We start from the raw sequence: 12,922 nt of genomic DNA, 5'->3' as shown, positions 1-12,922 counted from the left end.
AGTGCGGATGGGCGGGGTGGATGGCGCGCCATATCGGGGACTGTTGTACCCCGCTGGCGCGCCGCGTGACTATCAATTACGGAAGAGGACCGATTCGCGGTTAAACCACCAGCGGCACAGCATCAAGAGGGCGCCTGCGATCACCGTGGTCGAAGCCAGGATCACGCCGAACATGCGGTAATCCATGGTGCCTTTCACCAGTTCCTTCATGGCCAGAGACACGTTCGTCAGCGGCACCATGGCCCATATCCAGTTCAGCTCCACGCCGGGCAGCATGGCCGCTACCGTGGGCAGGATGACGAACAGCATCAGCGGCGTGATCATGCCGGCCGCTTCCTTGTAGCTTTTTGCGTAGATCGAGATCGACAGCAGCAGCGAGGCGAAGATGGCGGCCGTCGGGACCAGCATCAGGGTCACCATGGCCAGGTCGGGCAAGCCGATGCTGCGCACCATGACGGCCATGTGGCCCTCGAGCGAACTGCCGAAGATGGCCAGCAGGGCGCCCATGCTGCCGACCATCAGCACGGCGGACGTCATGCCGACGGTAAATAGCACGAGGAACTTGGCCAGTACGATGGCGCTGCGCGGCACGGGCGCCAGCAGCAGGGTTTCCAGGGTGCCCCGCTCCTTTTCGCCGGCGCCCAGGTCGATGGCCGGATACATGGCCGCCGTCAGGCACACCATCAGCAGCAGATAGGGCAGCAGGCCGCCGATGACGGCGCCCATCTGCTCTCGCTCGTTGGCAGTCGATTGCTTGTCGAGCACGATGGGGTGCAGGGCGAAAGCCAACTGGGCCGGACTCAGGTTCAGGGCCGACAGCGCCCCCTCGCGCAGACTGGCGTTGTAGGTGTCTACGATTTCGCGCACCCTTTGCTGGGTCACGTCGACCGTGCTGGCGCTGTTGTAATGCAGGGTCACCTTGGCTTGCTGTTGTTGCTGCAGCGCTTCTTCAAAGTGGGGTGGGATGACGACGGCAAACTTGATGGTGTCGTCGCCGATGGCGCGGCGGATGTCCCCCTCGCTGGCCAGCGGCACTTCGCGCAGGTTGTTCTGTTGGGCAAAACGCGCGCTCAGGCCCGGCGAATGGTCCTTGCCGAACAAGCTGTAGCGCATTTCCGCCGTCTTGGCGTTCTTGAACATATTGTTCGAGACGTAGGCGAAGCCGCCAAAGATCAGCGGCATGGCAAAGATGGGGATGAGGATGGTGAAAATCAGCGTCTTGCGGTCGCGCGTGAGCTCCAGCAACTCTTTCAGATAAATGGTCCACATGGCTCAGGCTCCCTGGTTGATGACGCTGACAAAGGCGTCGTACAGATCGGTACTGCCGCCCAGGTGGCGCAGTTCCTTGACTGTGCCATTGAAAGCGGTGGTGCCGCGGTTGATGATGCAGACGCGGTCGCACAGCTTTTCCACCTCGTGCAGGTGGTGCGTGGAAAAGATCAGTGGCACGCGCAGCGCCTTGTAACTGGCGATGAAGTCGAGCAGGATCTTGGCCGACATCACATCGAGGCCTGTCGTCGGCTCATCGAGGATCACCACCTGCGGCTCATGCACGACGGTGCGGGCGATTGCGCACTTCTGTTTCATGCCCGTCGACAACTGATCGGCCCGCTTGCCGCCGTATTCCTCCATTTGCAGCAGGGAAAACAGCTCATCGCAGCGGCGTTTCAGCTTGTCGGCCGGCATGCCATGCAAGCGGCCAAAGTACTCGACGTTTTCGCGCGCCGTCAGGCGGCCATACAAGCCCGTCGAACCGGAGAGGAAACCGATGCTCTGGCGCGCCACCAGCGGCTGGCGCAGCACATCGACGCCGTTGACGAGGGCGCTGCCGGCGTCCGCCTGCAGGGCCGTCGACAGCAGGCGCAAGGTGGTGGTCTTGCCGGCGCCGTTCGGACCCAGCAGGCCCAGCACCTCGCCCGGGGCGCAGCTGAAACTGACGTCGCGCACGGCGTGAAACCAGCCATCATGTTCGCGCGGATCGCTGACGTGCACGCCCTTGCCCTTGTGGGGCGGCATGCGGAAACGTTTTGCCAGGTGTTTGACCTCAATCATGTATTTCATCCATTCAAAGGTGAAGAACGAGAGTAGCATGCAAAAAATGTAACTTGCAAGATGGAAATATCGTTTGGTCTATTGAAAAAAACAGCATCTTCATGCAAGCTGGCCCGGTAGGCGCCGGCGGACGGCGCGGGAGAGCGCAATGCAAACGATCGATCAGGCAATGCAGGACAAGGTACTGGCCGTGGCGCGCGCCGGCATGACCAGTGCCGAAGCCATCGGTTTCTTCCGCGTCAGCCTGGGCTTGTACTACCTGGCCGGCCTGATGACGGAAGAAACGCTCGACTTCAAGCAGATCGACGCCAGGTACAACCGCTTTATTTATCACTCGATAGGTGGCGGGCACAGCATCGCCAGCGTGCTGCAATTCATGAGCGGCGAGAAAGTCTTGCGCGTGCTGCAGTCGGAGCGCTTTCTCGCCGCGTTTGCCGCGCACTGCCCGGATATTCCCGTCGACAGCATTTCCTTCCTGGTTTCACTGAACCTGGGCGTGGCGAAAAGCCTGTCCGGCCTGGACGCCGTCGGCCCCGTGGTCGATTGGATCGAGCGGGAAAAAGCGCGCACAAGTCAATAAAGCCCCGTTCACCCTGCGCGCGGCGTGGGTACGGCTGGCCCTGATCGTCCTATAATCCATGTTTTCCCTTACATGAATAGCCACGATGACCGCGAACCGCCATTTTGACCCCCTGGATCGTTTGATTGTTGGCGCCGACAAGGCCCTGCGCGTCATCGCGGGCGTGGCTTCGGCCTCGCGCCCTACGCCGGCTGCGCACGCGCCCGATGCGGAGCTGAGCGCGGCCGAGCAGCGCCACAGCGCCGGCTTGATGCGCGTCAATCACGTGGGCGAAGTATGCGCGCAAGCCCTGTACAACTCGCAGGCGCGCTTTGCGCACAGCCCGGCCATCCGCGCCCAGTTCGATGAGGCGGGACGCGAAGAGGAAGACCACCTGGCCTGGACGGCGCAACGTTTGACGGAGCTGGGCTCGCGTTTGAGTCTGCTCAATCCCCTGTGGTATGCGGGTTCCTTTGCGTTGGGCACCATCGCCGCGCGCATGGGCGACGGCCGCAGCCTGGGTTTTGTGGTGGAAACAGAGCGACAGGTGGAAGCGCACCTGGCCAGCCATTTGCAGGAATTGCCGCCGCAGGACGCCAAGTCGCGCGCCATCGTCAAGCAGATGGCGATGGACGAAGTGGAACACGGCGCCGCCGCCCAGCGCCTGGGCGCCATCGATACCCCGGCGCCCGTGAAGGCGTTGATGGGCATCATGGGTAAAGTGATGACAAAAACGGCTTACTATATTTAGGCGCAGAAAATAGCCGGGGTCAGACCCGTCGGGTCTGACCCCAGTTTTCTGCTGCATCCAAGCAAATTGTGCCGATTATTCCTCGATGATTTCGAACGAGTGCGTGATGTCCGCCGTCTTGGCCAGCATGATCGACGCCGAGCAATATTTGTCGTGTGATAACGAAACGGCCCGTTCCACGGCCGCCGGTTTCAGGGCCTTGCCCCGCACGGTGAAATGGAAGTGGATCTTGGTAAATACTTTCGGATCGGTGTCGGCGCGCTCGGCCTTCAGGGTCACTTCGCAGCCACTGACGGCTTCGCGCCCCCGTTTCAGGATCAGCACCACGTCATAGGCGGTGCAGCCGCCCGTGCCCAGCAAGACCATTTCCATGGGGCGTGGCGCCAGGTTGTGGCCGCCGCCATCGGGCGCGCCATCCATGGTCACCATGTGGCCGGAACCGGTTTCTGCCCGAAAACTCATGCCCGACGGGCCGTTCCAGCTGACTTTGCATTCCATCGTACTCTCCGAAAATTGTAAGCGTTTTGTATTGTAATAGAGGAATGCCTGTCCATGTGCCACCCGCCAGCCCGCAGCCGGTCTGCATCGTGGCTTGACGCGGCAAGGCAAAGCCGCTTATACTTGTCGGCTTTCCGTTCGCTCAGGAAAAGTAAATAAGGCAGAGTCCGCATAGCAACATCGGCGGAACCACCATTTGAGCGTGTAATCTATTAGGAAGTCAACATGAAAACATTTTCCGCTAAAGGACATGAAGTCCAGCGCGATTGGTTCGTGGTTGACGCGACGGACAAAGTCCTCGGACGTGTTGCCAGCGAAGTGGCACTCCGACTGCGCGGCAAACACAAACCAGAATTTACTCCTCACGTCGATACCGGCGACTTTATCGTCGTCATCAACGCAGGCAAACTGCGTGTGACCGGTACCAAAGCTACTGAGAAAATTTACTACCGTCACTCTGGCTATCCAGGCGGCATCTACGAAACCAACTTCCAGAAAATGCAACAGCGTTTTCCAGGTCGCGCGCTTGAGAAAGCGGTCAAGGGCATGCTGCCTAAAGGCCCACTCGGCTACGCAATGATCAAGAAGCTGAAAGTGTACGCGGAAGGTTCCCATCCGCACGCTGCTCAGCAACCTAAAGCACTTGTTCTCTAAGGAACTGACATGATCGGTAATTACAATTATGGAACCGGCCGTCGCAAAAGTGCAGTGGCTCGGGTTTTTATCAAAGTTGGCACAGGCTTGATCGTTGTTAACGGCAAACCAGCAAACGAATACTTTTCGCGCGAAACGGGTCTGATGGTCATCCGTCAACCACTGGAACTGACCGGCAATGTCGAGCGTTTCGACATCAAAGTCAACGTCCATGGCGGCGGTGAGTCGGGCCAGGCTGGTGCAGTTCGTCACGGCATCACCCGCGCACTGATCGACTACGATGCAGCGTTGAAACCGGAACTGGCTAAAGCCGGCTTCGTTACCCGCGATGCACGTGAAGTCGAGCGTAAAAAAGTTGGTCTGCGCAAGGCACGTCGCGCAAAGCAATTCTCGAAGCGTTAATTCTTACGCTACAGCACCTTCGGGTGCTGGTCGAAAAGCCGCTGGACTTTGGTCTCGCGGCTTTTTTGCATTTCAGCGGGATGCGCCGTTGCGCTGTAAAATACGCGGAAAACCCGCTGGGGTAGCATTTCCCCTCATCTTTATGCAATCTATACACAAGGAAAGAACATGATCAAAGTTGGCATCGTCGGCGGCACTGGATACACGGGCGTGGAATTGCTGCGCTTGCTGGCAACCCATCCAGATGTCGAGTTGACGGCGATTACCTCGCGCAAGGAAGATGGCTTGCCCGTTGCTGACATGTATCCTTCCCTGCGTGGCCACGTGAGCCTGGCGTTCACTTCGCCAGACAAAGCCAACCTGGAACAGTGCGACGTGGTTTTCTTTGCCACCCCGCATGGTGTTGCCATGGCGCAAGCGCCAGCCCTGCTGGCCGCCGGTGTGAAAGTCATCGACCTGGCGGCTGATTTCCGCCTGAAAGACCAGGCCAAGTTCGAGCAATGGTACAAGATTGCCCACACTGCGCCCGAGTTGATCGAGCAAGCCGTGTACGGCTTGCCGGAACTGAACCGCGAAGATATTAAAAAAGCCAGCCTGATCGCCAATCCCGGTTGCTACCCGACCACCATGCAGCTGGGCTTTTACCCCTTGCTCAAGGCGGGCCTGGTCAACGCGGGCGGCTTGATCGCCGACTGCAAGTCGGGCGTGTCGGGTGCCGGCCGCAAGGCGGAAATCGGCATCCTGTTCTCGGAAAGCAGCGACAGCTTCAAAGCATACGGCGTGGCCGGCCACCGCCACCTGCCGGAAACGGCGGCGCAATTGCAGCGTTTCACGGATGAGAAAGTGGGGCTGACCTTTACGCCGCACCTGGTGCCGATGATACGCGGCATGCATTCGACCCTGTACGCGCAGCTGAACAAGGACGTCAGCAATGAAGCATTGCAAGCCTTGTTCGAAGAGCAATACAAGGATGAGCCTTTCGTCGACGTGATGCCATTCGGCTCGCACCCGGAAACCCGCTCCACGCGCGGCTCGAACATGCTGCGCCTGGCCTTGCACCGTCCTGAAGGCGGCAATACCGTCATCGTGCTGGTGGTGCAAGATAATCTGGTCAAGGGCGCGTCGGGCCAGGCTGTGCAATGCATGAACTTGATGTTTGGCCTGAAAGAAACGGCCGGTTTGCAACATATCGCCGTGATGCCTTAAATATAGGCACTAGCGTTTGCGGAGGTCCGGCGTCTTTTTGCCGGACCTGTGATAAATTGGGCTGCCACGTACACCGGATAGGATGACGTTCATGTTCGAGCGCAACGCGAAAAACCCCATCGATACCCTGATCGGCGCCTCCACGCGGATCGAGGGTGACTTGCTGTTTTGCGGTGGCCTGCGCATCGATGGTCAGGTGCGCGGCAATGTCACGGGCGAGCCGGGCGAGCCCACGTATGTGGTGCTGGGCGAGGCGGGGCGCATCGATGGCGAAGTGCGCTGCTCCAGCCTGGTCGTCAGCGGCGAGATCAACGGCCCCGTGTACGTGTCCGAAATGCTTGAAATCCAGCCGAAAGCCCGCATTGTAGGAGAGGTCTATTACAAGGTGCTGGAAATGCACAGCGGCGCCCTGGTGCAAGGCAGGCTGAGTCGCCACGACAGCGCCGACCCCGTGCTGCACCTGGCCGTGTCGGAAATGTGAGCAAGAACAACACCGTCCAGCCGCCTCAGTGGCTGTCGCAGCGCGAGTTGCGGCAACAGTCTATAATGAGTTAATGTTTTCTAGTAGGAGTGTCCAATATGAATGCCGTCGCTGAAATGCAAGATGTGATCCCTTCACCCATTATCTTTACCGATAGCGCCGCTGAAAAAGTCGCGCAGTTGATCGAAGAAGAAGGTAATCCCGACCTGAAATTGCGCGTTTTCGTGCAGGGTGGCGGCTGTTCCGGCTTCCAGTACGGTTTCACCTTCGACGAAATCGTCAATGAAGATGACACCACCATGGTCAAGAACGGCGTCCAGCTGTTGATCGACTCCATGAGCTACCAGTACCTGGTCGGCGCGGAAATCGATTACAAGGATGACCTGGAGGGTGCGCAGTTCGTGATTAAAAACCCAACGGCTACTTCTACCTGCGGTTGCGGCTCGTCCTTCTCCGTTTAAGTATTCGGCGGAGCAAGCAAGAAAATAGCGGATCGTTGATCCGCTATTTGTGTTTCTACGCATGATCAACGGGGATACAGCGCACCCAATACTCGCAAACCCTGCGCGCCCGTCACGGCCGGCAAGTTGCCAGGCTTGCGCTGTGTAAAACGCCAGGCCAGCCAGGCAAAGGCCAGCGCCTCGACCTGGCTGGGCGCCACGCCCAGCGCTTCCGTCGATGCCACCGCGATGCCCGGCAATTCAGCGGCCAGGGCAGCCATCAGGCTGGCGTTCTGCGCGCCGCCGCCACATACATACACGTTTTCCGCCTGCGCCCCGTCGCGCGCGATGGCTTGCGCCAGGCTGGCGGCCGTCAGCTGCGTCAGGGTCGCTTGCACGTCGGCCGGCCGGGCAGCTGTATGCCTGGCCAGCTTGGCTTGTAGCCAGTCGGCATGGAACAGGTCGCGCCCCGTGCTTTTTGGCGCCGGCAAGTCAAAATACGGTTCATTAAGCAATTCTGCCAGCAGGGCGGGGATGACCTGGCCTGTAGCGGCCCAGGCGCCGTTGGCGTCGTACGGTTGGCCCTGGTGCTGCAAGACCCAGCCATCCATCAGCGCATTGCCCGGGCCTGTGTCGTAGCCCGTCACCGTGCCATCCGCATGCAGCACGCTGATATTGCTGATACCGCCGATATTGGCCAGCACGCGCGTGTGGCCGGGAAGATTGAAAATGGCTTGATGGAAAGCTGGTACCAGCGGCGCGCCCTGGCCGCCGGCAGCCACGTCGCGGCTGCGCAAGTCGGCAATGACATCGATGCCCGTCAGTTCGGCCAGCAGAGCCGGGTTGTTCAGCTGGCGCGTAAAACCCAGTTCGGGGCGGTGGCGGATGGTCTGGCCATGCGCGCCGATGGCGGTGATGGCGTCCGGGGCAATGCCGGCGTTGCTCAATAGCATGGCGACGCAGTCGGCGTAATGGCGCACCAGTTGATTGGCCGCCAGCGCTTCGCGTTCGATTTCATTCTGGCCCGCACTTTGCAGGGCCATCAGGTCGGCGCGCAGGCTGGCGGGAAAGGCAATATAGCTGTCGCCAAGGCTGCGCACGCCGCCATCGTCGGAAAAATCGACCAGCGCGCCGTCGACGCCATCGAGGCTGGTGCCCGACATTAAACCGATATATAGCATGGGTGTTTCCTCGCGTGCGTAAGTGATGAGGTGCATTGTGCCGCATTTGTGCCGTACGCAAAAGCGCGGGGGAAAAAACAAAGGCACCGGCCATCTGCATGGGCGGTGCCTTTGTGTATTGCCCGAAGGCAGTGTCGCAGTGTTGCTTAGCGCGACGCCAGTGCCGTGTCGTTCGGACGCAGCAGGGTGAAGCGGTGCATCATGTCAGCGGAGACCATGCGGAAGCGGCTCAGCTCGGCGGCCGTCAGCGGCGCCTGGGCTTGCACGTTCAGCTTGCTTGGGTCTTGTGCCACGCCGCCGACGCGGAATTCATAGTGCAAATGGGCGCCCGTGGACCAGCCGGTGGTGCCGACATAGCCAATCACATCGCCCTGGCTTACTTTTTGACCCTTTTTCAAGCCCGAAGCGAAGCGGCTCATGTGGGCGTAGGCGGTACTGTAGTTGGCCCAGTGTTTCAGGACAACAACATTGCCGTAGCCATTTTGGCTGCCAACGGAATCGACCACGCCGTCGCCCGAGGCGCGGATAGGCGTGCCAGTTGCTGCGGCGAAATCGATGCCCTTGTGCGCTTTCCAGTTGCCGGAAATCGGGTGCACACGCATGGAGAAGCCGGACGAGATGCGGGAAAATTCGAGGGGGGATTTCAGGAAGGCTTTTTTGAGGGACTTGCCGTCAAAACTGTAGTAGCCGCCGCCTTGCTTGCTGGCTGGGTCTTCGAACCAAACGGACTGGTAGGTCTTGCCGCGGTTGGTGAATTCACCGGCCAGGATGCGGCCCGCGCGGACAAATTCGCCATCTTGCCAGAATGTTTCGTAGACAACGTTGAACGAATCGCCGCGTTTCAGATCGGAGCGGAAGTCGATATTGGTGGAGAACATTTCCACGATTTGCGCGGAAATCGTGTCTGGCAGGCGGGTGCCGTCCAGGCTGGAATCGGTGGCGGCAAACAGGGTGGAGGTAATCTTGCGCGCGTGCATTTCAACGCGGCGTTCCAGCTGGGCTGCCACTTCCGTGGCCACGAACTTGTCGCCCTTGCGGGTGATCAGGATGTTCTTGACCGATTTGTCCGTGCCATCGACGAGAGTGGCGCGCATCCAGTTGAGGTCGCCGTTTTCGGACGTTTGCGCTTGCACGCGCTTGCCCGATTTGAGCAACATCACGCCGCGCGCGATCTTGTCGGTCTTGATGAAATTGGCGGCCGCCGGATCATTCACGCCGAGACGGGTCAGCAGGGTGGCGAGGGTATCGCCAGCGCGGACTTTTTCTTCGTGGGTGAAATTCTGGTCTACCTGTTCCATCGCGGAAATTTGCGAGGCGAGATCAGGCATTTCCAGGTTCTGGGCGATGGACGTGACCGGCAAGTCGGATGCGTCGGGCGCCATGGGCGACACAGCGACAGCGCCGAAGGCGGCGACGGCGAGCAGCACGGCGGACGCGCCGATAATGCGTGCCTTGCGTGTCGTCGTCAGCTGTGTGTACAAGCGTGAGCTTGTGATTTTATGTATAGGGTTCATGCAATCAGTTAAAATTTGCCCTTGAACGATTCGTGAACTAGTGCTCTTTGTTATTGTTATTTTGGTTCGTTTTCATACGGCAAGATTGATGGGATCGAGCATTATAGCAAACTCCGCAAACCTACTACCATTTTGAGATCTACAGTCAAATTTTATGGAAATCAACACCACCGCATCGCCTACAAAGGCTAACGCCGCTCAGACCGCGCTTGTGCTGTCGGACAGAGTACAAGAAGCCCTCGCGATTACCAAGCGTGGCGTCGACGAACTCTTGATCGAAAGCGAATTTGCGCAAAAATTAGCACGCTCCGAGAAAACCGGTGTTCCACTGCGCATCAAACTGGGCCTGGACCCGACTGCACCCGACTTGCATCTGGGCCACACTGTCGTGCTGAACAAAATGCGCCAGTTGCAAAACCTGGGCCATCAAGTCATTTTCCTCATTGGCGACTTCACTTCGATGATCGGCGACCCTTCGGGCCGCAACGTCACGCGCCCGCCTTTGACCAAGGAACAGATCGAGATTAACGCGATGACGTATTTCGCGCAAGCATCTTTAGTGTTGGACGCCAGCAAGACCGAAATCCGATATAACTCCGAGTGGTGCGATCCGCTGGGCGCGCGCGGCATCATTCAGCTCGCTTCCCACTACACGGTGGCGCGCATGATCGAGCGCGACGACTTCACCAAGCGCTTCCAGGGCGGCATTCCTATTTCCGTGCATGAATTCCTCTACCCGCTGATGCAAGGCTACGACTCGGTGGCCCTGAAGTCGGACCTGGAACTGGGCGGCACGGACCAGAAGTTCAACCTGCTGGTGGGCCGCGAACTGCAAAAGCAGTATGGACAGGAGCAGCAATGTATTCTGACCATGCCGTTGCTGGAAGGTTTGGACGGCGTGGAAAAAATGTCCAAGTCGAAGAATAACTACATCGGCATCACGGAACCGGGTAACACCATGTTCGCCAAGCTGATGAGTATTTCCGACGTCATGATGTGGCGCTACTACGAGTTGCTGTCGTGGCGTTCGATCGCCGAACTGGCCCAGCTGAAGCGCGAAGTCGAGGAAGGCCGCAATCCACGCGATGCCAAGGTTGCGCTGGCGCAAGAAATCGTCGCCCGTTTCCATTCGCAGCAGGCGGCGGAAGATGCGCTGGCCGACTTCGTCAACCGCTCGAAGGGCGGCATTCCCGACGATATCCCGGCAGTGGCGCTGGCTGGCGCACCGCTGGGCATCCCGCAATTGCTCAAGCAAGCAGGTCTGTGCCCATCGACCTCGGAAGCCATGCGCAAGATCGACCAGGGCGGCGTGCGCATCGACGGCACCGTCATCAGCGACAAGGGCTTGCAAGTGGCGGCCGGCGAATTCGTGTTGCAAGTTGGCAAGCGCAGTTTCGCGCGCGTCACCTTGACGGCATGATTGCGCTGCTGCAAAGAGTCACGCAGGCGAAAGTCGACATTGCCGGCGCCACCATCGGCGCCATTGACGCCGGCCTGATGGTGCTGGTGTGTGCGGAGCGGGGCGATACGGAGAAGGAAGCGGACGCCCTGCTGACCAAATTGCTTGGCTATCGCGTGTTTGCCGACGAAGCGGGCAAGATGAACCGCAGTGTGACGGACGTGGCCGGCGGCTTGCTGCTGGTGCCCCAGTTTACGCTGGCGGCCGATACCAAGTCCGGTACGCGCCCGTCATTTACGCCGGCAGCCGCGCCGCAGGATGGCTTGCGCCTGTTTTCGCATTTCGTGGAACAGGCGCGCAGCCGCCATGCGACCGTGCAAACGGGACAGTTTGGCGCCGACATGCAAGTGTCGCTGACGAATGACGGACCCGTCACCTTTTGGCTGCAAGTGAATGCAAAGCAATAACTAAAAAGATAAAAGGGAGCAAGCGATGATTTTGTGGAGCGAGACGTTTCGTGATGGCGGTCTGATGCCGGCCGACTATGCGTTTGCCGAGATCGATCCGGCCAGCCGCGTGCGCCTCGCCGGCAACCGCAATCCCCATCTGGCCTGGGATGAGGTGCCTAGCGGCACCGAATCGCTGGCCCTGTTCTGCATCGACCCCGATGCGCCGCAAGACGCCAGTCTGGCCAACCGTGATGACCAGGCTCTGCCGCTGACGGCGCCGCGCGGCGACTTTTATCACTGGAGCTTGCTCGACTTGCCGCCGGACATGCGGGTCATAGCCGCCGGAGAGTTTTCCAGCGGCATCACGCCGCGCGGCAAGCCTGCTGGTACTGTGTTGCGCCAGGGCATCAACGACTACACGGGCTGGTTTGCCGGCGATCCTGACATGGCCGGCGATTATTACGGTTATGATGGCCCGTGCCCGCCGTGGAATGACGAGCGCATCCACCACTACATCTTCCGCCTGTATGCGCTCGACGTGCCGCGCCTGGCCTTGCCCGAGCGTTTTACGGGGCAGCAAGCCCATGCCGCTCTCTACGGCCACATCCTCGACGAAGCCCAGCTCGTCGCTGCCTACTCGCTCAAGCCCGAGCTGGCACTTACCCTGAAGAAATAAAGCATGAGCACCACGATTTTACTGATACGCCATGGCGAAACGGCCTGGAACGCGGGTCGCCGCCTGCAGGGCCATATCGACATCGCCTTGAACGAGGCGGGTCTGGCGCAAGCGGCCGCGCTGGGGCGGGCGCTGGCGGACGAACCGCTGGCCGCCATCATTGCCAGCGACTTGCAACGCGCGCAGCAGACGGCGCAAGCCGTAGCCGATGTGAAAGACCTTCCCGTGCAGGCAGACCCCTTGCTGCGCGAGCGCTGCTATGGCGCTTTCGAAGGCTTGCTGTATGCGGACATCGCCGCGCGCTATCCGCATGAGTATGCGCAATGGCAATCGCGGCAGATCGATGCCGTGATGCCCTCCGGCGAGCGCGTAGCGGAGAGCTTCCGCCAGTTCTATGCGCGCGCAAATGGCGCCATCGCGCGCTGGGCCCAGCGCTATGAAGGCCAGACGATAGCCATCGTGGCACACGGCGGCGTGCTCGAATGCGCCTACCGCGAGGCGATCGGCATGGCGCTCGACAGTCCGCGCGACTTCCAGGTTCAAAATGCCAGCGTCAACCGTTTTTCGTATGCGGATGGCAAGCTGCATTTGGTGCACTGGGGAAATGTCGAACACTTGAACGCGCCCGCAATGGACGAGCTGGGCTAACAGTCGGGGCGA

General features: G+C 59.8%; 16 protein-coding genes. 11 read left to right on the top strand and 5 right to left on the bottom strand.

Annotated features, from left to right (window positions below):
• Positions 1-72: 72 nt before the first annotated feature.
• Entirely contained in the window at positions 73-1,269 is a 1,197-nt protein-coding gene (locus C8C89_RS00990; protein WP_101483813.1) for an ABC transporter permease, read from the bottom strand.
• Between the two features lie 3 nt (positions 1,270-1,272).
• Positions 1,273-2,052: an ATP-binding cassette domain-containing protein gene (locus C8C89_RS00985; RefSeq protein WP_101483814.1), complete on the bottom strand. Its 780-nt coding sequence runs from the start codon at positions 2,050-2,052 to the stop codon at positions 1,273-1,275.
• 148 nt (positions 2,053-2,200) lie between these two features.
• Here C8C89_RS00985 and C8C89_RS00980 point away from each other — a divergent pair, with 148 nt between their 5' ends.
• Together C8C89_RS00980 and coq7 are read left to right on the top strand one after the other, a co-directional pair.
• Positions 2,201-2,632 (top strand): hypothetical protein, encoded by a 432-nt coding sequence (locus tag C8C89_RS00980; protein WP_101483815.1) that lies wholly within the window; start codon positions 2,201-2,203, stop codon positions 2,630-2,632.
• An 85-nt stretch (positions 2,633-2,717) separates the two neighbouring features.
• A complete protein-coding gene (gene coq7, locus C8C89_RS00975) occupies positions 2,718-3,362 on the top strand; it encodes a 2-polyprenyl-3-methyl-6-methoxy-1,4-benzoquinone monooxygenase (RefSeq protein ID WP_133988677.1) in 645 nt (214 codons plus the stop codon).
• Positions 3,363-3,437: 75 nt separating this feature from the next.
• Here the strand turns inward: coq7 and C8C89_RS00970 are convergent, their stop codons facing one another.
• Complete coding sequence (locus C8C89_RS00970; RefSeq protein WP_133988676.1) at positions 3,438-3,860, bottom strand: OsmC family protein; 423 nt, start codon at positions 3,858-3,860, stop codon at positions 3,438-3,440.
• A 225-nt stretch (positions 3,861-4,085) separates the two neighbouring features.
• Between C8C89_RS00970 and rplM the strand changes: the two genes are divergently transcribed.
• The 5 genes from rplM (at position 4,086) to erpA (ending at position 7,064) form a co-directional block, all read left to right on the top strand.
• Positions 4,086-4,514, top strand: coding sequence for a 50S ribosomal protein L13 (gene rplM, locus C8C89_RS00965; RefSeq protein ID WP_010393282.1), 429 nt, complete (start codon positions 4,086-4,088; stop codon positions 4,512-4,514).
• Positions 4,515-4,523: 9 nt separating this feature from the next.
• The gene (gene rpsI, locus C8C89_RS00960) at positions 4,524-4,916 is read left to right on the top strand and encodes a 30S ribosomal protein S9 (protein WP_010393285.1); all 393 of its coding nucleotides are present in this window, start codon (positions 4,524-4,526) and stop codon (positions 4,914-4,916) included.
• Positions 4,917-5,084: 168 nt separating this feature from the next.
• Positions 5,085-6,122 carry an N-acetyl-gamma-glutamyl-phosphate reductase gene (argC, locus tag C8C89_RS00955; protein ID WP_101483818.1) on the top strand — a complete coding sequence of 346 codons (1,038 nt, stop codon included), beginning with the start codon at positions 5,085-5,087 and terminating at the stop codon, positions 6,120-6,122.
• Between the two features lie 91 nt (positions 6,123-6,213).
• The gene (locus C8C89_RS00950) at positions 6,214-6,603 is read left to right on the top strand and encodes a polymer-forming cytoskeletal protein (protein WP_101484855.1); all 390 of its coding nucleotides are present in this window, start codon (positions 6,214-6,216) and stop codon (positions 6,601-6,603) included.
• Positions 6,604-6,701: 98 nt separating this feature from the next.
• Entirely contained in the window at positions 6,702-7,064 is a 363-nt protein-coding gene (gene erpA / locus C8C89_RS00945) for an iron-sulfur cluster insertion protein ErpA (protein ID WP_029496047.1), read from the top strand.
• Positions 7,065-7,129: 65 nt separating this feature from the next.
• On the opposite strand, the gene C8C89_RS00940 is transcribed toward erpA, so the two are convergent.
• Together C8C89_RS00940 and C8C89_RS00935 are read right to left on the bottom strand one after the other, a co-directional pair.
• Positions 7,130-8,224, bottom strand: a complete 1,095-nt coding sequence (locus C8C89_RS00940; RefSeq protein ID WP_133988675.1) for an anhydro-N-acetylmuramic acid kinase — start codon at positions 8,222-8,224, stop codon at positions 7,130-7,132.
• Positions 8,225-8,370: 146 nt separating this feature from the next.
• Positions 8,371-9,738: a M23 family metallopeptidase gene (locus C8C89_RS00935; RefSeq protein WP_133988674.1), complete on the bottom strand. Its 1,368-nt coding sequence runs from the start codon at positions 9,736-9,738 to the stop codon at positions 8,371-8,373.
• Positions 9,739-9,892: 154 nt separating this feature from the next.
• On the opposite strand from C8C89_RS00935, the gene tyrS reads away from it, so the two are divergent.
• From tyrS to C8C89_RS00915, 4 genes are read left to right on the top strand one after another with little or no spacing between them, the layout of a single operon-like run.
• Positions 9,893-11,158, top strand: a complete 1,266-nt coding sequence (tyrS, locus tag C8C89_RS00930; RefSeq protein ID WP_133988673.1) for a tyrosine--tRNA ligase — start codon at positions 9,893-9,895, stop codon at positions 11,156-11,158.
• On the top strand, positions 11,155-11,604 hold the full coding sequence (gene dtd / locus C8C89_RS00925) for a D-aminoacyl-tRNA deacylase (RefSeq protein WP_133988672.1): 450 nt from the start codon (positions 11,155-11,157) through the stop codon (positions 11,602-11,604). Before tyrS ends, dtd begins: the two co-directional genes overlap by 4 nt.
• Before the next feature lie 25 nt (positions 11,605-11,629).
• Positions 11,630-12,262 (top strand): YbhB/YbcL family Raf kinase inhibitor-like protein, encoded by a 633-nt coding sequence (locus C8C89_RS00920; protein WP_133988671.1) that lies wholly within the window; start codon positions 11,630-11,632, stop codon positions 12,260-12,262.
• 3 nt (positions 12,263-12,265) lie between these two features.
• Positions 12,266-12,910 (top strand): histidine phosphatase family protein, encoded by a 645-nt coding sequence (locus C8C89_RS00915; protein WP_133988670.1) that lies wholly within the window; start codon positions 12,266-12,268, stop codon positions 12,908-12,910.
• Positions 12,911-12,922 lie beyond the last annotated feature (12 nt).

The organism is Janthinobacterium sp. 75, from assembly GCF_004365495.1.
Taxonomy (GTDB): domain Bacteria; phylum Pseudomonadota; class Gammaproteobacteria; order Burkholderiales; family Burkholderiaceae_D; genus Janthinobacterium.
This window is presented reverse-complemented; position numbering and strand designations above follow the sequence as displayed.